This window comes from Proteus faecis, from assembly GCF_003144395.1.
Classification (GTDB): domain Bacteria; phylum Pseudomonadota; class Gammaproteobacteria; order Enterobacterales; family Enterobacteriaceae; genus Proteus; species Proteus faecis.
This window is the reverse complement of the sequence record NZ_PENZ01000010.1, coordinates 1-21,545: the sequence shown is the minus strand read 5'-3', so window position 1 is coordinate 21,545 and position 21,545 is coordinate 1. Positions and strand designations below refer to the sequence as shown.

The following is a 21,545-nucleotide window of genomic DNA, read 5'->3' as shown; positions in this document are numbered from 1 at the left end:
AGATATGAAATCAATTGCGGTAATTTTAAGTGGTTGTGGTGTATTCGATGGGAGTGAAATCCATGAATCAGTGCTCACAATGCTTGCTTTAAGCCAAAATAATGCTGAAGTTCATTATTTTTCACCTAATGAATTACAACCAACTGTTATTAATCACATTACAGGCGAAGAAAAACCAGAAAAAAGGAATATGATGGAAGAATCTTCTCGTATTTCTCGTGGTAAAATCTCCCCTTTATCAGAGGCAAAGGCCGAAAACTTTGATGCTGTCATTATTCCTGGTGGTTTTGGTGCGGCTAAGAATTTGTGTAATTTCGCGACAAAAGGGAGTGACTGTGAAATTAACAAAGATCTCTTAAGATTTGTACAAGCGATACATCAGCAAAATAAACCATTAGGGCTAATGTGTATTGCGCCTGTAATGTTACCAAAAATGTTAAATGCTCCAGTAAAATTAACAATTGGAAATGACGAGGAAACCGCTCGTGCAATTGAAAAGATGGGTGGCGTCCATATAGATTGTCCTGTTGATGACATTGTTGTTGATGAAAAATATCGTGTTGTCACTACCCCTGCGTATATGCTTGCGCAATCTATTGCACAAGCACAGGTGGGGATTGAGAAATTGGTTAAGAAAGTCCTTGAGATGGCATAAAGAGTAGGTAAAAACAGCAGATGGTACTGGTGAGAAAGTTAAAGAAAGTATTAATTATTTTAATTGCTTTATGGCTGTTAACAGTTGTGCTGTTTTCTTTTTTACCTGTACCTTTTTCTGCTGTTATGGCTCAAAGACAAATTTCGGCTTGGAGTGAGTTTGATTTCTCTTATGTATCACATTCCACTTGGGTCAGTGAAAAAGAGATAGCTTCTGTGATGTATTTAGCCGTTATTGCATCTGAAGATCAAAATTTCCCCAAACATTGGGGATTTGATTTTGATGCTATTGAGAAAGTTTTCAAAAAAAATTATAACAAAGGTAAAACATTACGTGGTGCATCGACTATTTCTCAGCAAACGGTCAAAAATCTTTTTTTATGGGATGGTCGTAGCTGGATAAGAAAAGGGCTCGAGACTGGAATGACACCAGTTGTTGAGCTTATTTGGTCAAAAAAACGTATTTTAACTGTGTATCTGAATATTGTTGAGTTTGGTGATGGGATCTTCGGCGTAGAGCAGGCTTCTCAACACTATTTTAGAAAGCCTGCGAAACAACTTACAAGCCATGAAGCTGCATTATTAGCTGCAGTATTACCTAACCCGCATATTTATCACGTAAATAAACCTTCTGCTTACACCCTAAAACGACAACAGTGGATCTTAAATCAGATGCGATTAATGGGTGGAATTAGCTTTTTAAAGAAAAATAATTTGTCATAACTCTATAAGGTTTGAAATATTTTTCTATTAGGTTCTGCAATCTTCTCTGATAGCTTTGTTATTGCAGAAGGATCGTTAGATTGGCGAGACTGAGTGCGAAATTGTGAAGGTGTCATGCCGTATTTACGTTTAAAAGCATCACAAAAATAGGCATTACTGCCAAAACCACAGCGATGACTTATTTGAAAAACAGTGTAATTAGAAAATGTGAGGTAATTTAAAGCAATGCCCATTCTGACATCTAGCAATAATTGGCAGAATGAGACGCCTTCTTTACTTAAATGTCGACGTAACGTTGATGGCGTTGTGAAAAGCGTTTTAGCTACATCTTCTAAATGCCATTTTCTTTGCGGATCTTGCGTAATTAAATGTGTAATTGCCTGATTTTTCGGCTCATCGTAGTTAAATCGGAAGATATTTAAAATATCGATACCTTCTTGATACACCGCCATCAAAATAAAAAATAAACACTGCTGCATAAACATGGTTTCTTGAGATGGAGAGCCATGCGGTAGCGGTAAGCACTGTTTTAAAATTCCAAAATTACTTTTTATCACTTCAGGCGTTGATAAATGGTAAGCAGGAAGGTGGCTTGTTAGTGGTGAGCTAGATTTAATTAAAGGTTTTAGTAAAGAGAAAACAGATTGAAGCTCTGTTTCACATAATACAAGGGTGTGTAGCTCGATCGATTTATGCGTAAATTGATTAACTATATCGCAAGAGACTTGACTGTATTTCGGAATAATAAGCGTTAAATGGCTAGAGACATCAATAGATTGTCCATTGATGCAAATCGTACCTTTTGCGCCACTAACCATCGCTATCATTGGGTTTTCGATGTAAAACGTTTTTAAAGACATTTGGTTAGAGGACAGGATGTGTTTGTATTCCATGATCTCCGATATACCGTAGGCAAGTTAAGCATTAATCTTGCTTAAATGAACAATACTCAAAATTAGCTCATTTGTTGTATAAACAGATAAGCCACGTCTAAAATAATAAATAGAGAGATCATTCTAATTTAAATTAGTGTTGTCATGCAAAGCAGAATGAGAGTGAAGCAGAATATAATCTTGTTGCTAAAACATGACAATATAGATATTTGCTCATTTTTTACATTTATTTTAAACAGTGTCATTTTTTCTAAATAAATTGTTATTTATTCAAAATGCATTTTTTGTAATAAGGTGTAGAATCGCGCGTCACAGGCGAAGGCGATTATTCTGTTCTTAGGATATCACTGTTCGTTTTTTATCCACACCCTATCCAACATTCATTAGCTTATTTTCTGTTTGTTTTTGAATGACTCAATCTTATGGATAGCGCTGTATTATTCACGCATTTTCCTGATTTATTGATAATTTTGCCGAGTTGGCAGGAGTGAGTATGTCTGACTTTTCAGGGAAGGGTTGGCTTGCTGAAATCGCTTTACGCTATGAAGTAAAACGCGAAATAACACGTCTTACAGAAAAGCGTCATATCGGCCCATTAATGGTTCAGCGTCCTTTTTATCCTGAGCAAGGTATTGCACACACTTATTTACTTCATCCCCCTGGCGGTGTGGTTGGTGGCGATAACCTATTGATTAATATTGATGTGCAATCCCAAGCGCATGCATTGCTCACAACACCCGGAGCCACTAAGTTTTACCGTAGTGCAGGTGGTGTTGCTCGGCAAGTTCAAACCTTAAAAGTGGCAGCTAATGGTTTTTTAGAGTGGTTACCTCAAGAAAATATCTTTTTTCCTGAAGCTCAAGTTCGCCTAGAAACGCATATTCATATTGCATCTACGGCTAGATTTATTGGCTGGGAAATTCAATGTTTTGGGCGCCCCGTTTTAAATGAATGGTTTGCAAATGGCAATGTAAAAGGGCGTTTAAATCTCTATATCGATGAAAAACTGACATTAACTGAGTCGCTTTTTGTCGATGGTTTGCAAAATAGAACGGCTGTCATGCGCGAATTCCCGATGTTGGGATCACTTTATATTTATCCTGCAACGGACAAATTAAAAAGCCTTATTCAACAAAGCATTGAAGCTTTCTCAGCTTCTTATGATCGTGTTATCGAATATGGTTTAACAGATGTAGACGGTATTTTAGTTTTACGGTTATTAGGCTCCCAAACAGAGCCGATGATGGCGTGTTTTGCTCAAGTGTGGCAAACCGTCAGACAACACTGGTTAGGGTATTGCCCTGAGCCGCCTCGTATATGGGCGACATAATCGTTAATTTTAGGAGCAGAAATGGAATTAACACCAAGAGAAAAAGATAAGTTACTGCTTTTTACAGCGGGTCTTGTTGCTGAAAGACGTTTAGCGAAAGGGCTCAAGCTTAATTATCCTGAAGCGGTTGCGCTTATCAGTTGTGCCATTATGGAAGGGGCGAGAGAAGGTAAAACTGTTGCCCAATTAATGAGTGAAGGGCGCTCAGTTTTGACAGCGGAGCAAGTCATGGAAGGTGTACCAGAAATGATAAAAGACATTCAAGTGGAATGTACATTCCCTGATGGTACAAAACTTGTTTCTATTCATGATCCTATTGTGTAGGTAACAACATGATACCCGGTGAAATTAGAGTCAATCAAGTATTAGGCGATATTGAACTTAATGCAGGTCGAGAGACAAAAATAATTCAGGTTGCCAATCATGGCGATAGACCTGTTCAAGTCGGTTCTCATTATCATTTTTATGAAGTGAATGAAGCATTGCAATTTGAGCGAGAAGAGACATTAGGTTTTCGTTTAAATATTCCTGCGGGTATGGCGGTTCGTTTTGAACCAGGTCAAAGCCGTACTGTTGAATTAGTGGCTTTTGCTGGAAAGCGTGAAATTTACGGCTTTCATGGCAAAGTGATGGGTAAATTGGAGAGTGAGAAAAAATGAAAACTATCTCACGTCAAGCTTATGCAGATATGTTTGGCCCAACAACTGGCGATCGCCTGCGGTTAGCCGACACTGAGCTTTTTCTTGAAATTGAAAAAGACTTCACCACTTATGGAGAAGAGGTCAAGTTTGGTGGGGGTAAAGTTATTCGTGATGGTATGGGGCAAAGCCAAGTCGTTAATGCTGAATGTGTCGATGTACTTATCACTAACGCCATTATTTTAGATCATTGGGGTATCGTAAAAGCGGATATTGGTATTAAAGATGGTCGCATTGTGGGTATCGGCAAAGCGGGTAATCCCGACGTACAACCTAATGTCGATATTGTTGTAGGGCCTGCCACAGAAGTGGTTGCGGGTGAAGGCAAAATTGTTACCGCTGGTGGCGTTGATACACATATTCATTTTATTTGTCCTCAACAAGCACAAGAAGGTTTAGTTTCTGGTATCACCACGTTTATTGGTGGCGGTACAGGGCCCGTTGCCGGAACAAATGCAACCACAGTAACCCCTGGTATTTGGAACATGCACCGCATGTTAGAAGCCGTTGATGAGCTCCCAATAAACGTTGGTTTATTTGGTAAAGGCTGTGTGAGTAAACCTGAAGCAGTTCGTGAGCAAATTGAAGCCGGTGCTATTGGTCTAAAAATTCATGAAGATTGGGGGGCAACACCAATGGCAATTCATAACTGCCTGAATGTTGCCGATGAGATGGATGTGCAAGTTGCTATTCACTCTGACACCTTAAATGAAGGTGGTTTCTACGAAGAAACCGTGAAAGCGATAGCTGGGCGTGTGATCCACGTTTTTCACACAGAAGGCGCGGGGGGCGGGCACGCACCCGATGTCATTAAATCAGTTGGTGAGCCCAATATTTTACCCGCTTCCACTAATCCAACCATGCCTTATACCATTAATACGGTAGATGAGCATCTTGATATGTTGATGGTTTGTCATCACCTTGATCCTTCTATTCCTGAAGATGTGGCTTTTGCTGAATCTCGAATTCGCCGTGAAACCATCGCCGCTGAAGATATCTTACATGATATGGGGGCTATTTCTGTTATGTCGTCGGACTCACAGGCAATGGGGCGCGTAGGTGAAGTTATTCTTCGTACTTGGCAATGTGCACATAAAATGAAATTACAACGAGGCACATTAGAAGGTGATACCGCTGAAAGTGATAACCATCGGATTAAACGCTATGTGGCTAAATACACTATCAATCCAGCTTTAGCACATGGTATTGCACATGAAGTAGGGTCTATTGAAAAAGGAAAATTGGCTGATCTGGTTTTATGGGATCCGGCTTTCTTTGGTGTGAAACCGGCATTGATCATGAAGGGTGGTATGGTGGCTTATGCACCAATGGGTGATATTAATGCAGCTATTCCAACACCTCAGCCTGTTCATTATCGTCCAATGTATGCGTGTTTAGGTAAAGCGAAATATCAAACGTCGATGATCTTTATGTCGAAAGCAGGGATCGACGCAGGTGTACCTGAAAAACTCGGCTTAAAGAGCCTAATTGGTTGTGTTAAAGGTTGTCGTAATATCACTAAAGCGTCGATGATCCATAATAGTTATGTGCCTCATATCGAGCTTGATCCGCAAACCTATATTGTGAAAGCGGATGGGGTACCGCTAGTGTGTGAACCTGCAACACAATTACCTATGGCACAACGCTACTTCCTCTTTTAATCGGCGTGTTATTGAGAATATAGAGAATGAAAAGATTTACTCAAATTATAGATAAAGAGAAAGCGCTTGAAATAGCAACGTCGGAAAAGCAACTCCTTACTTTGTGTTTAACCATGGATGAAAGGACTAAAAGTCGTTTAAAAGTGACATTAAGCGACGGGCAAGAAGCAGGGCTATTTTTGCCTCGTGGTACGGTACTAAAAGAGGGCAATATCTTATTGTCAGATGACAATACGCTGGTAACGATTGAAGCTGCAAAAGAGCAAGTTTCAACCGTGTATAGTGACGATCCGCTGTTATTGGCTCGTGTGTGTTATCACTTAGGTAATCGTCATGTTCCACTACAAATTGAATCGGGTTGGTGTCGTTATTTTCATGATCATGTTTTAGATGATATGGCGAGAGGGTTAGGTGCCAATGTGGTTGTGGGTTTAGAGAAATATCAACCAGAACCTGGTGCTTATGGTGGATCGTCAGGCGGCCATCATCACCATCATCATTCTTATGACGATCATCATCACTAATTATTTGAATAAGGGAGCCTATTGATGCTTGCAGATCTGCGCTTATATCAATTAGTCAGTCCTTCTTTACCGGTGGGATCGTTTACCTATTCTCAAGGGTTAGAGTGGGCGATTGAAAAGGGATGGGTTTGTTGTCCTCAAACATTAGCGGATTGGCTAAGTACTCAAATGACTGGCACCTTAGCAACATTAGAGCTCCCTATCTTACGGCGATTACAAGAAAATTTGGCACAAGCCAAGATGAGTGAAGTGAAATATTGGTGTGATTTTATTGTCGCAAGTCGTGAAACTAAAGAGTTAAGACAAGAAGAGCGCCAACGAGGTATCGCTTTTGCTCGTTTACTTCCTCAATTAGATATTGAGTTAGATGAGACTTTACTCGTGTGTGTAAAACAGACACAACTTATGGCATTTGCGTTAGCAGCGGTGAAATGGCGTATTTCCGCTGAAAAGTTATGTTGTGCTTATGCTTGGGGTTGGCTCGAAAATACAGTGATGTCAGGGGTGAAATTGATCCCTCTAGGGCAAAGTGCGGGACAGAAAATACTGTTTACATTAGCAGAGCAGATCCCTGCAATTGTTGCTCAATCTGCACATTGGCCAACCGAAGATATTGGAAGTTTTACACCCGCACAAATCATTGCCAGTAGTCGCCATGAAACACAATACACTCGACTTTTTCGTTCATGAGAAATCTATATGCAAGAATATAATCAACCACTACGTATTGGTGTTGGTGGTCCTGTTGGGTCAGGAAAAACAGCACTGTTAGAAGTTCTTTGTAAAGCAATGCGCGACACTTATGAAATCGCGGTTGTGACTAATGATATTTATACTCAAGAAGATGCCAAGATCTTAACGCGCGCTGAAGCATTAGACGCGGATCGTATTATTGGTGTCGAAACGGGAGGTTGCCCTCACACCGCTATTCGTGAAGATGCCTCAATGAATCTTGCAGCGGTTGAAGAGTTAGCTATGCGCCACAAAAATCTGGATATCGTTTTTGTGGAAAGTGGTGGTGATAACTTAAGTGCGACATTTAGCCCAGAGCTTGCTGATTTAACCATTTACGTGATTGATGTAGCTGAAGGAGAAAAAATTCCACGTAAAGGTGGACCCGGTATTACACATTCGGATCTATTAGTGATTAATAAAATCGACCTAGCACCTTATGTTGGCGCATCATTAGATGTGATGGAAGCAGACACAGCAAGAATGCGTCCTGTGAAACCTTATGTTTTCACCAATCTAAAAGAAAAAGTGGGCTTAGAAACGATTATCGATTTTATCATTGATAAAGGGATGTTAAGACGCTAACAGCTTGTTGAGAAAAGGCGAATTTTAGTCGAGAAAGGAACTGTCAGTATCGGTCATTTTATTATAAAGACCGATACTGTCAGGATAATATAAAAGCGATATGAGTAATGTGATCAGTTAAGGTAAGTAAATGCCGTGGTTACTTTGACGACCCCTTTGGTTTCACTGGCAATTTTTGCCACAGCGGCCCCTTCTTGGCGAGTTAAAATACCAAATAAGAACACTTCACCATTTTCAGTGATCACTTTTACAGAAGAAGATTTTACTGAATCGCTGCCTAAAATTTGAGAGCGAACTTTGGTTGTTAGCCATGTGTCTGAAGAGGCTGTACCTAATGTGACTGGCTCACCTTGGCGAACTTCGTTGTAGACGTTATTAACCCCTTCAACCTTACTTGCGACTTGTTTGGCGGTATTCGCAACAGACATATCAGGGCTTTGACCTGTTAGCAGAATATTGCCTTGATAAGCGGTAGCGACAATACGTGAATTGCTTTTCTTGATCTGTTCGTTTTTGTTTAGAGCACCAGAAACACGTGCTTCCAAGGTACCATCGTCAACTTGTTGCCCTAATGAGCGAGGATCGGTTGCAGTTTTACCCGCAACTGCGGCAGTGCCGACAACCGCTGCGCCGATACAACCTTGCAGTAAAAGTGCAGAACACAGCACTGCGGTAATAGGAAGCAATTTCATAGTAACTCCTTAGTCATCCTGATGTGGGAATAATGTATTATCAATTAAATCACAGAGACAATTGACTGTTAGCATCTGAACTTCCTGTATTCTGACGGTACGTTGAGATGGAATACGAATTTCAACGTCTTGAGGGCCTAATAATCCGGCAAGCTCTCCGCCATCATACCCTGTTAATGCAACAATGGTCATATCTCGTGTAACAGCGGCTTCAACGGCTTTAATAATACTTCTGCTGTTACCGTGAGTTGAGATAGCAAGTAGCACATCTCCAGCTTGTCCTAATGCACGCACTTGTTTTGCATAGATTTCATCGTGCTGCTGATTCCCCATAATCGCAGTCATCACAACGCTATCTGTGTTTAACGATAATGCGGGCAAGCTAGGACGCTCTGTTTCAAAACGATGGATCATGCTTGCGGCAAATCGCTGTGCTGTTGCTGCTGAGCTACCGTTTCCACAGCTTAATATTTTATGGCCGTTTAACAAAGATTGAACCATCATCATGGCGGCTCTGGAAATGGCATCTGGTAATGCTTCTGCTGCTGCAATTTGAGTTTGAATACTCTCTGTAAAGCAGACTTTGATTCTATCAAGCACGTTAAGACCTATATAATCTAATTTAACGAATAAATTCCGTATAATCGAGAATGTTTTTTAGCCATATTAGCTGGCGTTGATTAAATGCACAAATATCAAAGCGACAGTCTGAAGTCTCGATACTTTCTTGGCGTTGGGCTAACCAACATTTTGCTGTATGCCATAAGCGGCGGCGTTTGGAGGTAGTAATAGAGCTTATTGCATCACCAAATAAGATGTTACGTCTAAAACGAACCTCAACAAATACCCATGTCCTCTTTTCCTGCATAATAAGATCAATTTCGCCACAGGGATATCGGACATTACGCTCAATCAATATTAATCCTTGTTGGCGTAAATATTTTAGCGCTTTCTGCTCATAGTATAACCCTAAAAAATAAGGGTTTTTAGAAAAAATCATCCATGATTTCCTTCTTTATCTTACTCATAAAATAAACCGCCTTTATGGCGGTTTATTTTAATGATAACTAAATACCTGCATTACTGTGTAACAGGTTCAATCTTACCTTGTTTAAATTGCATCCAAGGAAGTTGTCTATAAACAGTACAGTTGTTTTCAACATGTAATGAACCTGAAATACCATTAAAACGCAATGTGCCTTTTGTTAGATCATTGTAATTGTTTGCTAATGACCATGCATCAATTCCCATGGCGTAAAGGCGCATTAATGAGTAATCGTTCGCAAATTTGCTTGATGCTTTTTGCATTAATGGCAAATTAGCGCCAGTCATCAATGGAATATCACTAAATTGAATTCCATCCATCTCCATACGGAAATCAGGGCCTGTTCCACCTTGGTTACTGCGTGAGCTTACATAAATTGGGGGACGCTTTTGGGTACTGATCGCCATATCAATCATTGGCTTAATTAAGGTTAATTCATCACTAGTCGCAATGATGTAAACCGAATCAATGGCACCACCCGCAGATGGGATAGATTGAGTCTCTAATGGTAAAGGTGCATTAGCAGTTGGTAGAACAGGTGTACCTGTCATACGAATACCAACACCGCGGTTAATAGAGGCTTTTAAGCTTTCAACAGAACTAAAAGTTTGTTGTAAAACAGTGCCACCACCAGAGCGTTGCCACTCATCAGCAAATGTTTGTGCCATTCTTTGGCCAAATTTGTTATCAGGAACAATAATTAATGGATTTGATTTTTGTTGCTGACGTAAATGTTGTGCCGCATTACGGGTTTCATCTTCTGGTGAAAGAGAGAAGAAACAGACGGTAGTTGCAGAAGGGATCGCATCTAACTCATTTAATGCTAATACTGGCAACCCACTTTGAAGTTCAATGGTTTTCATGACTTCAGGTTTTAGCAGTGGACCAACAATTAAGTTGGCACCATCTTGTTGTGCTTTTTTCAGCAAGACATCAATAGGCTGACTATTGGTATCATAAACAATCACTTGGCGAGAGTTTTGAGCAATAGGATCAAGCTGAACGGTCATATTACTGGAAAAAGCATCTGTTTCTTTTTCTTCTTTTGCTTGATTTGTTTCACTATTGTCAGGGGACTCTTTCGTGGTATCTGAATTTGTTGCAGACGTTTCAGTATTGCTAATGCCTAATTCTTCTAAAATTGAAGCTAGACTGTCATCGTTTTTAGGTGATTGGGAGGCTGGCATTGCTTGCGGTTGTGGTAAGCCACTTTGCGCATCAAGGAAGCCTTGACGAATGGCTTCACCAAAGACTTTCGCTTGCCCTGTTAAAGGTAATAATAATGCGATTTGGCTATTGGTACTTACAGAGGGTTGTGAAAGACGTAATAATGAAGCTGGAAGTGTTAATGCAGCTGGATTACGAGGATAGCGAGTCTGCCATTCTCTGACGGCGGTTGATAACTTATCAGCATCATCTTTGTTGTATTCATAGGTATTGAGTAAATCTAACCAACCTTGCAGCGTATTTTCATCTGCTTTGATAACAACACCACGGCGTTGCTCAGGTGTGAGTTTGGTTAGTGTGAGCCATGTATCATCAATATTTTTCTGACGCAGTTGAGGATCAGTAATTAATGTTTCTAACCCTATATAGGCTCTAATAACATCTAAAGATGCTAGCCCTTGAGCGTCATCAATCACTTTTTGAAATTGTTTCATCTCCATTTCTGCTTTTGCAGCTGGAGTGAGAGGTTGTTCTTGTTGCCCCGTCAGGGTACAACCTGACATAATCAACGCAGAGAGTATTGCAGTATAGGATAAACCTGTTTTAAAACGCACAAAAATTGAGGAAAGCATACTGTACCCAGTGATGTTTTATAATTATGCTCAATTTTAAATCGGTCATTCGGAATAAACAATGAATCAACCTAATCGAGCAGCGGTAACGACATCCACACTGTACATAGTACCCACACCTATTGGTAATCTGGGCGATATCACCCAGCGGGCACTTGATGTGCTGTCTCATGTCGATTTAATTGCTGCAGAAGATACCCGTCATACAGGGCTTCTATTACAGCATTTTGCCATTAACGCACGTTTGTATGCGTTACATGATCATAATGAACAGCAAAAAGCAGATCAATTAATTAGCAAATTACAACAGGGGCTAAGTATCGCATTAGTCTCTGATGCAGGTACACCATTAATTAACGATCCTGGCTATCATTTAGTCAATCAATGTCGTAAAAATGGCATAAATGTTGTGCCATTACCTGGTGCTTGTGCTGCTATCACGGCACTGTCTGCGGCAGGGCTTCCTTCTGATCGTTTTTGTTATGAAGGTTTTTTACCCGCAAAAACAAAAAGTCGTCAGGACTGTTTACGCGCATTATCAGAAGAGCCTCGTACATTGATTTTTTATGAATCAACGCATCGCTTGTTAGATAGTTTAGCTGATATGGTGACAGTTTGGGGGAAAGATCGCTACGTAGTATTAGCGAGAGAGCTCACAAAAACGTGGGAAACTATTCAAGGTATGCCTGTTGGTGAACTGCTTAAATGGGTTCTTGAAGATGAAAACCGTCGTAAAGGTGAAATGGTATTAATTGTTGAAGGGTATGAAAAACTCATTGATGATGATTTTTCCCCAGAAGTATTGCGGACACTCGCAATTTTACAAAAAGAGTTACCACTGAAAAAAGCGGCAGCAGTCACTGCTGAGATTTATGGTGTGAAGAAAAATGCGCTCTATAAACATGTTATCGAGCAAAATGGTCAAGCCCAAGACGAGTAAAGTGATTTTTTAGCTTCTTTCGCTATACATTTTCCACCAAAATCCCTATAATCCGCACCCTGAGTTGACTAGACAACCGCTGCTTTATCGTTGTCCCTTCGGGGAGACGGATAGAGGGGAGGAAAGTCCGGGCTCCACAGGGCAGGGTGCCAGATAACGTCTGGGAGGCGCGAGCCTACGACAAGTGCAGCAGAGAGTAAACCGCCGATGGCCTGTTTACAGGATCAGGTAAGGGTGAAAGGGTGCGGTAAGAGCGCACCGCGCAACTGGTAACAGTTTGTGGCATGGTAAACTCCACCCGGAGCAAGACCAAATAGGGGTTCTTATGGTGCGGCCCGCATTGAACCCGGGTAGGTTGCTGGAGCCAGCGCGCAAGTTCTGGCCTAGATGAATGGTTGTCCACGACAGAACCCGGCTTAACGGTCAACTCACCTCATAAAAAACCCTCGATTCACATTGTGTTTCGAGGGTTTTCTGCTTTTACACCAATCTAAATCAGCTATCACGAAATAATATCAATAAATAAACCACGAAACTCAGTTGAGCTTTTTAACGTGATACTATGGCTATCTTGAATAAACGCGCCATCACCACACTGAATTTGCCCAGTTTCTTGAGTTGATGTTTGCAAATAGGTGCCACCTTTTATGGATTGTAAAAAACCTTTCTGTCCTTTTATTGGCAGTGTAACTTCATCTCCTGTTTGCAAATGAATATGATAAAGCCAAATAGTTTGCCTTAACATTAATGAGCCATTATCACCTGTAGGTGATGCTAACAATTGATATTTTAAATTTTCATTTAATGCCAATTTTTGTGAGGCTAAACTTTCTTGTTGTGGGCAAGCATTTAACCATAACTGAATACGAGTTAATGGCGTATCAGGGCTACTGTTTTTCTCTATATATGTATCAGTATTATGTGGTGAAATCAGTAAACACTCATTTTCTTTTGCTGTTACTGTACGCCCCATATTATCAAGGTATGTTGCTTCCCCTTGAAGGATAAGATTAACCACGTCAACATGAGGGTAAGTCTTTGCTTTAAATTCAGAATTTGGTGCAAGCACCTCTTGGTTGAGAACTCTTAGCGTGCCATAGTCTAAAAAATGGGGGTCAAAGTAGTGGCCAAAGGAAAATGTGTAGCGAGCTTGTAGCCAGCCATAATCCGCTTTACCACACTGTTGTGCTGTTCTGTATTTTATCATAGCGGTATTTTTCGAGTAGTTTATCAATATATTTATCATAGAGGTATGGACTGTCTATTGTTAGCAAGTTAATCTGGTGCCTATAATCAAATTATTTGATAGAGATAAGTATAATGAGTAAAGACAAAGCCATTACGTTGGAATCTTTACGAGTCATGGATGCCATTGATCGTAGAGGGAGTTTTGCAGCTGCTGCTGATGAACTAAATCGAGTTCCATCGGCACTCAGTTATACCATGCAAAAATTAGAAGAAGATTTAGATGTTGTTCTTTTCGACCGCTCTGGTCATAGAACAAAATTTACCAATGTCGGTAGAATGTTGCTTGATAGAGGGCGCATATTACTTGAGGCTGCTGACAAATTAACGTCAGATGCAGAAGCTTTAGCAAGGGGTTGGGAACCACATATCACCATTGTTTGTGAAGCATTGACTCCCGCATCTAGACTCTTTCCTTTGGTTGACAAACTGGCTGAAAAATCAAATACGCAACTTTCCTTAGTCACTGAAGTACTTGCAGGGGCATGGGAAAGCTTAGAAAGTGGTAAATGTGATATTGTGATTTCGCCCGATATGCATTTTCGCACTTCTTCTGAAATCAACTTTCGCCCTTTATACAATACCACCAGCGTTTATGTTGCCAGCCCAGATCACCCTATCCATAACGAACCTGAGCCATTAGCCGAAGAAACTCGCTTAAAATATCGAGGCATTGCAATTGCAGACACGGCAAGAGAGCGCCCAGTTTTAACTGTACTACTATTAGATAAACAGCGCCGTTTAACGGTGAGTTCTATTGAAGATAAACGTCGAGCGTTAATTGCGGGTTTAGGTGTGGCGACAATGCCGATTGATTTAATTGAAGATGATATTAAAGAAGGGCGTTTACGTGTTGTTGGCCCGGAATACCATCATGAAAATAATATTATTATGGCATGGCGAAGAGACAGCATGGGTGAAGCTAAATCTTGGTGTCTACGTGAAATACCTAAACTCTTTGCGAATGATAAAAAATAGTTTTGTTATTAGATAATTTTTTATGTTTAGAGATAATCGCTCACAGAGTCATTGTGGGGATAATAGAAAAGAAGTTAATGAAAATTATACTAATATCGTTAAAAAAGAACCCTATATTTAAAACATAGGGTTCTTATCGAGTTAAAGATCCCCTAGAGGATCTTTTTTGTTTCTAAATTCGTGATTACCAATTTTTATTGAAAATACGATCTAAGCTCCATTTACCAGGGCCTGTGATAACCAGTAATAAATATCCACCAGCAATGGTCATATTTTTCATAAACATCAATTGGTTCATCCCTTCAGCAAAATTACTGTGGAACAGTAATGCGGTGAGAAGTGTAAATACCGCGGTAAAGATTGCTGTAGTACGGGTTAAGAAACCAAATAAGATAGCTAATCCACCACCTAATTCTAAAAGAATAGTTAATGGTAATAAGAAACCAGGGACACCCATTGCTTGCATATATTGCTGTGTGCCTTCATAACCACCAATTTTTCCGTAGCCTGCGCTGATAAATAAAATCGGCATTAAAATACGGGCAATTAATAACGCAATGTCTTCAAATTTTTTCATGATATTTATTCCTAATCAAACTCTATTATCTGCAATGTATATCTGTTTATATTTGTATTTTCGTTGGTTAATTTTCTATTTTTAGAATTAATAACCACGGCTACGGTGTGAGATATACAATAATGTGAATTGAGTGAAGAGGATATTAAGAAGAATTAACATTCTTTGACAAAAAAATTGAATGTTAATCAGAGGTTTTTTTGAAGGAGTTTTGGAGCGTACGAATTAAGCCAATTGCACCGATAGTACGTTGAGCTAACCGCATGATTTTTTTAGGATGTTTAATACTATAAAGAGAAATAAAACTGGCGCCCACTAAAAGCGCAGGCTTTAAAGAGACTAAAATTCGCCACGCTTTATCATACGGCTCTGTAACATCAAGCCAAATTTGTGTGCTTTGTCCTAAGTCAGAGCGCTGTTGCTGAATTTTATTCAACAACAGCTTTTTACGTCTTGCTAGGATAGCCTGCTTATTTTGTCTGCTCATCATGATATTGCTCCAAAAGACGTTTATCTAATTCCAATTGCTGGCGAGTATCGCCTAACAAAGTAGAGTTGCGCGCTTTTCTTAATGTCATGATGGCGCCAATTAGCGCACAGAGAAGTAAAGTCGCCGTGGTGATGGCTAAAGCATAGACTCGATATTCGGGTGGAATAACCCAAAAGATCAGAATAAGTAGGCTCATTAAACCAAAAGCGGTTAATAATAAGGTGATACCAGCCATTAGAATAAGCTGGATAAGTGTGGTTTTTTCTTCTTCCAGCTCAACGGCAATCAAGTTTAGGCGTGTTTCAACCATGTCTATCATGATAGCACCAATCTTACTGAGAGAATTCAGAACCCCGGATGCGGGGCCCTGTGGTCTTTGAGTATCACTCATTATAAATTAACGTTTTGCTAGTAGAACACCAAGAACAACACCAACAGCGGCACCAATACCGATACCTGTCCATGGATTTTCACGAACATAGTTATCAGCTTTTCCGGCAATTTCTTTGGTGTTATCGACAATTTCTCTACCTGCATCACTGAGTTTTGCACGAGAACCTTTTATTGCCGATTCTGCTTTTGCACGCAGGCTTTGGATTTCTTCTTTGGATTTATCTGCAGAGGAGTTCAGCACTTCTTCTAGAGTATCAGCAAGAGATTTCAATTCATTACGCAGATCTTCATTTGAATGTTGATGAGACATAAGTAACTCCTTTAATAGACATCGATATGGTACTTATAACAATAGACCAATTTTACCGCTTAATGAAATTAAATAACGACTTATTGGTAAAAAAAAGAGATAAATCTTAATAGATGTTCACAGTTAAAGGGATGAGGCGATGTTAAGACGAGTATATAGCAAAATGAAATAAAGGCCTGTTCAAATAAATGAAACAGGCCTTTGTCATTTCTCTTACTGCTTTTTATGTCAGTAGGAAAATCTTTATATTATTTGATAGATCTTATGCTTTCGCTTTTTTCTTTTTAATGACAACCCAGATACTACCAATTAATCCCATAACTAATAGGCAAACAGGTAATAGCATAAGGATATTCATTAAATGATGTTCATACTGACGAAATAGTGGGCTATTACCTAACATATAACCCAATGTGGTCAATATACCAACCCATAAAAGTCCACTTAACCAGTTGAAAATTTGAAAGCGAGTATTGTTCAATCCAGCAAGGCCAGCAATTGTTGGCAATAATGTTCTAACGAACGCTAAAAAGCGACCAATAAGTAATGCGGCTAAGCCATGGCGATGAAAAAGCCCATGTGCACGCTGGTGGTAATGTTCAGGTAAATGCGATAGCCAACTACGTACTAATTTAGTATTTCCAAGCCATCGCCCTTGAAGATAGCCCAACCAACACCCCAGGCTCGCTCCTGCGGTCAAAATCAGTAAGGTCAATGGAAAATCCATTGTATCTTTAGCAATTAACACGCCTACTAAAATTAATAAGCTATCTCCAGGTAAGAAAGCTGCAGGCAATACTCCGTTTTCTAGGAATAGTATGGTGAATAATAAAATGTAGATAATCCATATTAATGAAGGATTAGCTAAGGTTTCGTAATCTTGGTGCCATAGCGCCAAGAATAGCTCTCTTACGATTTCCATATAAAAGGCTTCCTAAAACTGAGTCATTTGGGGGTAAATATGAAATCAATAGGTGTTGTAATCTATTTACCCATTTTCTACTTCATAGGGTCTATTTTTCATTGTTTAAAACAGCAACACTCTAACAAAATCAGGAAAAACTAGACAGAAAATTTTTTAACTCAATAACGACATTACTTACAGATGGATATTGGATCTCGAAAAATAGACATCAAATCTCTTTTTGAGTTCAGAATAGGGTGTTTTTAAAAAGAAAAACTCAAGAGGATGGATAATGCAATGGGGTGTTTTCTATTTTATAGCGATCATAAAAGATAATTTTTTAATATTAATTAAGAGAATTAACACGTTATCTTGTTTGACTTTTTTGTTTATTATTTAATCAAGTTTAAGATGGGCACAGTGGGTAGTTGTTAGTGATAATGTTAATAAAAAAGATGGTCAGTTGATTGAGAAAATTAAAAATAAGAGAAATAAAATAAAAAACAAGCAAGATGATGAGATATAACTTACTGATAATAATAATTTCTTTCATTTTGTATTGGTGTATTAAAATGAACAAAACCCTATTATGATCACAGTTATGTTATTTTATTGTTAACATAAATGGTTAATGCTGTATATTTTGCATAATCTGCTTTTCAGCGCGATTCAATTCCTTATACTGGCATTGCAAACACTCAAAAATGCCTTTTTTAAATATTATTTTAAGTCATGGAATAGCTATGGATAAACAACAATCCAGAGTCTTCAGCCTGTTCTTTAAGGGAAGCCTCGTCAAACAAATACTCGTTGGTTTAATTGCAGGGATCTTACTTGCTTGGTTAGCGCCAGAAGTTGCCAAGATGATGAGTCTATTAGGTACTCTGTTTATTAGCGCACTGAAAGCTGTAGCGCCTATCTTAGTATGGGTACTGGTTATGGCTTCGATAGCTAATCATCGTCAAGGGCAAAAATCGAATATTCGTCCCGTATTAATTTTATATCTGTTAGCAACGTTCTTTGCTGCGTTAACCGCAGTTGTTGCTAGTTTTGTGTTCCCATCAGTTTTAACGCTGGTTGTTAGTGAATCACAATTGTCACCACCTGAGAATATTGCTGAAGTTCTTAAAGGCGTATTAGTTAATGTGGTCGCAAACCCTGTTGATGCGCTTATCAATGGTAACTATATGGGCATTTTAGCGTGGTCTATTGGGCTTGGCTTAGCACTACGTCATGCTCGTGATACCACTAAAGTCTTAACGCAAGATTTAGCTGACGCAGTAACAAATGTAGTACGTGTTGTTATTCGCTTAGCGCCTATTGGTATTTTTGGTTTAGTCTCATCAACGATCGCAACAACAGGTTTTGAAGTCCTTGCCGGCTACTTACAGGTTCTGGTAGTACTACTTGGTTGTATGCTGTTTGTTGCTTTAGTTGTGAACCCACTGATTGTATTTTGGAAAATCCGCAGTAATCCATATCCATTAGTATGGGCATGTCTGCGTGAAAGTGGTGTAACTGCTTTCTTTACACGTAGCTCAGCAGCAAATATTCCTGTGAATATGGCAATGTGTCGTCGTATGAATTTAAACGAAGATACTTATTCTGTTTCAATTCCATTAGGTGCGACCATCAATATGGGTGGTGCGGCAATTACTATCACCATTTTGACATTAGCCGCAGTAAATACATTAGGTATGCCTGTTGATGTGCCAACTGCATTGTTATTAAGCCTTGTTGCTGCAATTTGTGCTTGTGGTGCATCTGGTGTTGCTGGCGGTTCTTTACTGTTAATTCCACTGGCTTGTAGCATGTTTGGTATTAGCAATGATATCGCTATGCAAGTTGTTGCTGTCGGTGTGATGATTGGTGTGTTACAAGATTCAGCAGAAACGGCACTTAACTCATCAACAGATGTTCTTTTTACAGCAACAGTCTGTATTGCTGAAGATAATCGTATTTCAGATAATCCATTAACTGAAAAAAATAATGGGTAAAAAGGGTAAGTAGTAAGACAGGAAGAGCGGTAAAAATAATAATTAATAATAAAAAATAGAACCCCACATTTTGTGGGGTTTCTTTTTGTCATTTTATCATTACGTTAACGGTTTAAATGGCAAGTGCTAACTCAGTTCCCTGCCTAATAGCGCGTTTTGCATCTAATGCGCGTGCATCTTTTGCTCCGCCAATAAGGTGGACGATTTTGTTTTCTTTTTCTAAAGGTGCGAATAGAGGGTGATAAGCGCGTTGTCCCGTACACAATATAATATTATCAGCCATAAGAAGTTGCTGTTTTCCATCTTGTTCAATCACAAGACCTTCTGGTGTGATTTTTTGATAATGACAATCTGTTAAGAATTTAACGCCTTTTTTCTCTAATGTGAGTCTGTGTATCCAGCCTGTTGTTTTACCCAAACTTAACCCTATTTTTCCGGCTTTACGTTGTGTCATAACAATGTGTTTAGTATCGTCTTTAATGTGATTTGTGGGCTTGATACCACCACGAGATGAAAGAGTCGGATCAATACCCCATTCTTTGTTAAAAGCACAAGGGCTTAGGCTACTGCATTGCCCTTTTTGAGTAAGATAGAGGCCTGTATCAAAGCCAATACCTCCACTACCAATGATCACTACATTTTTACCCACGGGTTGATGGTGTTTTAAAACATCAAGGTAAGTTTTAACTATCTCATTATCTTGCCCTTCAATGTCAGGGCTGTGGGGCGTAACACCACTGGCTAAAATAATTTCGTCAAACTGCTCAAGATGATGAGGAGTGGCTTCGGTATTATTTTTAACAATCACCCCCGTGAGCTGTAGTTGTCGTTTAAAGTAGCGTAAGGTTTCCTTAAACTCTTCTTTTCCGGGAATGTTGCTTGCAATGTTTAGTTGCCCACCAATAATATCTTCTTTTTCAAACAGTGTGACATGATGACCACGTTTCGCGGCGGTTACCGCAAAAGATAATCCCGCGGGCCCTGCACCAACAACAGCTAACTTTTTGGGTTGTTGAGTTGGAGTAACCAGAAGTTCGGTTTCTCGACACGCGAAAGGGTTCACTAAACAAGAAGCGGTCTGACCTGAAAATATTTCATCAAGACATGCTTGGTTACAGGCAATACAGGTATTTATCTCATCTTCACGTCCTTGCTGAGCTTTAAGTACAAACTCGGGATCAGCAAGAAAAGGGCGAGCCATTGAAACCATATCGGCACAACCTTCTGCCAAAATAGCTTCTGCTGTTTGTGGTGTGTTAATTCGGTTGGATGTAATCAGAGGAATATTCACTTTACCCATTAATTCGCGTGTTACATTCGCAAACTGACCTCTTGGTACCATGGTGGCTATTGTTGGAATTCGTGCCTCATGCCAACCGATCCCTGTATTGATCATTGTAGCACCGGCTTTTTCAACAGCGTTGGCAAGATAAAGTACCTCTGATGCATCTGAACCATTTTTAATTAAATCCAGCATAGAAAGACGATAAATAATAATAAATTGCTCACCGACTGCTTTTTTTATACCTTCAAGGATGCGTAAAGCGAAACGACAACGATTTTCAATATTTCCACCCCATTGATCGGCTCGCTGGTTGGTGTGGCTCACTAAAAACTGATTGATTAAATAGCCTTCAGATCCCATTATCTCAACGCCATCATAGCCTGCTTTTTGAGCTAATTGAGCACAGTGAATGTAGTCATTGATAGTTTGTTCGATTTGTTCATGACTCATTTCTGTTGGGATAAAAGGGGTTATTGGGGATTGAATAGCAGAAGGCGCAACTAAGTTAGGTTGGTAACTATAACGACCAGTATGCAAGATCTGTAAAGCAATTTTACCTCCTTGCTGATGAACTGCATCAGTAACAAGTTGATGAGTCGCTAGTTGGCTTTCAGACATTAATGTTGCTGCATGTGGTAATAACACACCTTGTTTATTGGGAGAGATCCCTCCAGTCACAATTAATGCAACGCCTGCAGCGGCTCTTTGAGCATAAAACTGTGCAAGTTTTGGTGCATCCTGCGGATTTTCTTCAAGTCCAGTATGCATAGATCCCATAAGAATACGGTTTTTAAGTACGGTAAAACCTAAATCAAGGGGCGAAAATAAATGAGAATAATGAGCCATCAGATACCCTTTTTAGACTGGTCAGATGAGATATCTATAGCATAACGAGAAGTCAGTGATTAAGAGTTCATTATGTTAATAAGTTGTGATCTTAATCATGGAAAAGGTCAGTAGAGGGCTATAAGGCAATAATAATGTGACTGCTCCCCGCCCTGTCGGGCGGGGCTTCCCACTTCTTAGACCGCAACCGTCTGTGTGACGGATTTACGCTGGCCTCCATGGGCAGAAACGACGAGTCCCGCCG

At 39.7% G+C, this 21,545-nt stretch carries 24 protein-coding genes and 1 other RNA gene; 13 read left to right on the top strand and 12 right to left on the bottom strand.

What is annotated here, in order from left to right; translation table 11 throughout:
• Positions 1 to 4 precede the first annotated feature (4 nt).
• Both elbB and mtgA read left to right on the top strand, forming a co-directional pair.
• Positions 5 to 655, top strand: coding sequence for an isoprenoid biosynthesis glyoxalase ElbB (gene elbB / locus DK858_RS02385; protein ID WP_109396067.1), 651 nt, complete (start codon positions 5 to 7; stop codon positions 653 to 655).
• 20 nt (positions 656 to 675) lie between these two features.
• Positions 676 to 1,377: a monofunctional biosynthetic peptidoglycan transglycosylase gene (gene mtgA, locus DK858_RS02380; protein ID WP_109396066.1), complete on the top strand. Its 702-nt coding sequence runs from the start codon at positions 676 to 678 to the stop codon at positions 1,375 to 1,377.
• Between the two features lie 2 nt (positions 1,378 to 1,379).
• On the opposite strand, the gene DK858_RS02375 is transcribed toward mtgA, so the two are convergent.
• Positions 1,380 to 2,270, bottom strand: a complete 891-nt coding sequence (locus tag DK858_RS02375) for an AraC family transcriptional regulator (protein ID WP_109396065.1) — start codon at positions 2,268 to 2,270, stop codon at positions 1,380 to 1,382.
• Between the two features lie 493 nt (positions 2,271 to 2,763).
• Here DK858_RS02375 and DK858_RS02370 point away from each other — a divergent pair, with 493 nt between their 5' ends.
• From DK858_RS02370 to ureG, 7 genes are read left to right on the top strand one after another with little or no spacing between them, the layout of a single operon-like run.
• Positions 2,764 to 3,600: an urease accessory protein UreD gene (locus DK858_RS02370; RefSeq protein ID WP_109396064.1), complete on the top strand. Its 837-nt coding sequence runs from the start codon at positions 2,764 to 2,766 to the stop codon at positions 3,598 to 3,600.
• 21 nt (positions 3,601 to 3,621) lie between these two features.
• Positions 3,622 to 3,924, top strand: coding sequence for an urease subunit gamma (locus DK858_RS02365; RefSeq protein WP_069368687.1), 303 nt, complete (start codon positions 3,622 to 3,624; stop codon positions 3,922 to 3,924).
• Positions 3,925 to 3,932: 8 nt separating this feature from the next.
• Positions 3,933 to 4,259, top strand: a complete 327-nt coding sequence (locus DK858_RS02360; protein WP_109396063.1) for an urease subunit beta — start codon at positions 3,933 to 3,935, stop codon at positions 4,257 to 4,259.
• On the top strand, positions 4,256 to 5,959 hold the full coding sequence (gene ureC, locus DK858_RS02355; protein ID WP_109396062.1) for an urease subunit alpha: 1,704 nt from the start codon (positions 4,256 to 4,258) through the stop codon (positions 5,957 to 5,959). Before DK858_RS02360 ends, ureC begins: the two co-directional genes overlap by 4 nt.
• Before the next feature lie 26 nt (positions 5,960 to 5,985).
• Positions 5,986 to 6,483: an urease accessory protein UreE gene (gene ureE, locus DK858_RS02350; protein WP_109396061.1), complete on the top strand. Its 498-nt coding sequence runs from the start codon at positions 5,986 to 5,988 to the stop codon at positions 6,481 to 6,483.
• Positions 6,484 to 6,507: 24 nt separating this feature from the next.
• Positions 6,508 to 7,173 carry an urease accessory protein UreF gene (locus tag DK858_RS02345; protein WP_162556657.1) on the top strand — a complete coding sequence of 222 codons (666 nt, stop codon included), beginning with the start codon at positions 6,508 to 6,510 and terminating at the stop codon, positions 7,171 to 7,173.
• Between the two features lie 9 nt (positions 7,174 to 7,182).
• Positions 7,183 to 7,800 (top strand): urease accessory protein UreG, encoded by a 618-nt coding sequence (ureG, locus tag DK858_RS02340; protein WP_109396059.1) that lies wholly within the window; start codon positions 7,183 to 7,185, stop codon positions 7,798 to 7,800.
• 113 nt (positions 7,801 to 7,913) lie between these two features.
• Here the strand turns inward: ureG and dolP are convergent, their stop codons facing one another.
• The 4 genes from dolP to DK858_RS02320 form a co-directional block, all read right to left on the bottom strand.
• Positions 7,914 to 8,492: a division/outer membrane stress-associated lipid-binding lipoprotein gene (gene dolP, locus DK858_RS02335; RefSeq protein ID WP_036933029.1), complete on the bottom strand. Its 579-nt coding sequence runs from the start codon at positions 8,490 to 8,492 to the stop codon at positions 7,914 to 7,916.
• Positions 8,493 to 8,501: 9 nt separating this feature from the next.
• The gene (gene diaA, locus DK858_RS02330) at positions 8,502 to 9,092 is read right to left on the bottom strand and encodes a DnaA initiator-associating protein DiaA (RefSeq protein ID WP_004245257.1); all 591 of its coding nucleotides are present in this window, start codon (positions 9,090 to 9,092) and stop codon (positions 8,502 to 8,504) included.
• A 22-nt stretch (positions 9,093 to 9,114) separates the two neighbouring features.
• A complete protein-coding gene (locus DK858_RS02325) occupies positions 9,115 to 9,492 on the bottom strand; it encodes a YraN family protein (RefSeq protein ID WP_109396058.1) in 378 nt (125 codons plus the stop codon).
• Between the two features lie 80 nt (positions 9,493 to 9,572).
• Positions 9,573 to 11,336, bottom strand: a complete 1,764-nt coding sequence (locus DK858_RS02320) for a penicillin-binding protein activator (protein ID WP_109396057.1) — start codon at positions 11,334 to 11,336, stop codon at positions 9,573 to 9,575.
• A gap of 61 nt (positions 11,337 to 11,397) precedes the next feature.
• Here DK858_RS02320 and rsmI point away from each other — a divergent pair, with 61 nt between their 5' ends.
• Complete coding sequence (gene rsmI, locus DK858_RS02315; RefSeq protein ID WP_109396056.1) at positions 11,398 to 12,276, top strand: 16S rRNA (cytidine(1402)-2'-O)-methyltransferase; 879 nt, start codon at positions 11,398 to 11,400, stop codon at positions 12,274 to 12,276.
• Between the two features lie 60 nt (positions 12,277 to 12,336).
• An RNA gene (gene rnpB, locus DK858_RS02310) (RNase P RNA component class A) lies at positions 12,337 to 12,711 on the top strand.
• Between the two features lie 67 nt (positions 12,712 to 12,778).
• Here rnpB and DK858_RS02305 read toward each other — a convergent pair.
• A complete protein-coding gene (locus DK858_RS02305; RefSeq protein ID WP_109396055.1) occupies positions 12,779 to 13,483 on the bottom strand; it encodes a pirin family protein in 705 nt (234 codons plus the stop codon).
• A gap of 113 nt (positions 13,484 to 13,596) precedes the next feature.
• Here DK858_RS02305 and DK858_RS02300 point away from each other — a divergent pair, with 113 nt between their 5' ends.
• Complete coding sequence (locus DK858_RS02300; protein ID WP_006535295.1) at positions 13,597 to 14,499, top strand: LysR family transcriptional regulator; 903 nt, start codon at positions 13,597 to 13,599, stop codon at positions 14,497 to 14,499.
• 184 nt (positions 14,500 to 14,683) lie between these two features.
• Here DK858_RS02300 and DK858_RS02295 read toward each other — a convergent pair whose 3' ends face one another.
• The 5 genes from DK858_RS02295 to DK858_RS02275 all read right to left on the bottom strand — a co-directional run bounded on the left by DK858_RS02295 (position 14,684) and on the right by DK858_RS02275 (position 17,191).
• On the bottom strand, positions 14,684 to 15,076 hold the full coding sequence (locus DK858_RS02295) for a DoxX family protein (RefSeq protein ID WP_023580968.1): 393 nt from the start codon (positions 15,074 to 15,076) through the stop codon (positions 14,684 to 14,686).
• Between the two features lie 184 nt (positions 15,077 to 15,260).
• Positions 15,261 to 15,566 carry a YqjK-like family protein gene (locus DK858_RS02290; protein WP_228407151.1) on the bottom strand — a complete coding sequence of 102 codons (306 nt, stop codon included), beginning with the start codon at positions 15,564 to 15,566 and terminating at the stop codon, positions 15,261 to 15,263.
• Positions 15,547 to 15,957 (bottom strand): phage holin family protein, encoded by a 411-nt coding sequence (locus DK858_RS02285; protein WP_109396054.1) that lies wholly within the window; start codon positions 15,955 to 15,957, stop codon positions 15,547 to 15,549. The genes DK858_RS02290 and DK858_RS02285 overlap by 20 nt, the downstream gene beginning before the upstream one ends.
• A gap of 6 nt (positions 15,958 to 15,963) precedes the next feature.
• Positions 15,964 to 16,269 carry a DUF883 family protein gene (locus DK858_RS02280; protein WP_109396053.1) on the bottom strand — a complete coding sequence of 102 codons (306 nt, stop codon included), beginning with the start codon at positions 16,267 to 16,269 and terminating at the stop codon, positions 15,964 to 15,966.
• Positions 16,270 to 16,531: 262 nt separating this feature from the next.
• Positions 16,532 to 17,191, bottom strand: coding sequence for a DedA family protein (locus tag DK858_RS02275; RefSeq protein ID WP_099074128.1), 660 nt, complete (start codon positions 17,189 to 17,191; stop codon positions 16,532 to 16,534).
• Between the two features lie 725 nt (positions 17,192 to 17,916).
• Between DK858_RS02275 and sstT the strand changes: the two genes are divergently transcribed.
• A complete protein-coding gene (gene sstT, locus DK858_RS02270; RefSeq protein WP_109396052.1) occupies positions 17,917 to 19,170 on the top strand; it encodes a serine/threonine transporter SstT in 1,254 nt (417 codons plus the stop codon).
• Between the two features lie 112 nt (positions 19,171 to 19,282).
• Here the strand turns inward: sstT and DK858_RS02265 are convergent, their stop codons facing one another.
• Positions 19,283 to 21,301 carry an NADPH-dependent 2,4-dienoyl-CoA reductase gene (locus tag DK858_RS02265; RefSeq protein WP_109396051.1) on the bottom strand — a complete coding sequence of 673 codons (2,019 nt, stop codon included), beginning with the start codon at positions 21,299 to 21,301 and terminating at the stop codon, positions 19,283 to 19,285.
• Positions 21,302 to 21,545: the final 244 nt, after the last annotated feature.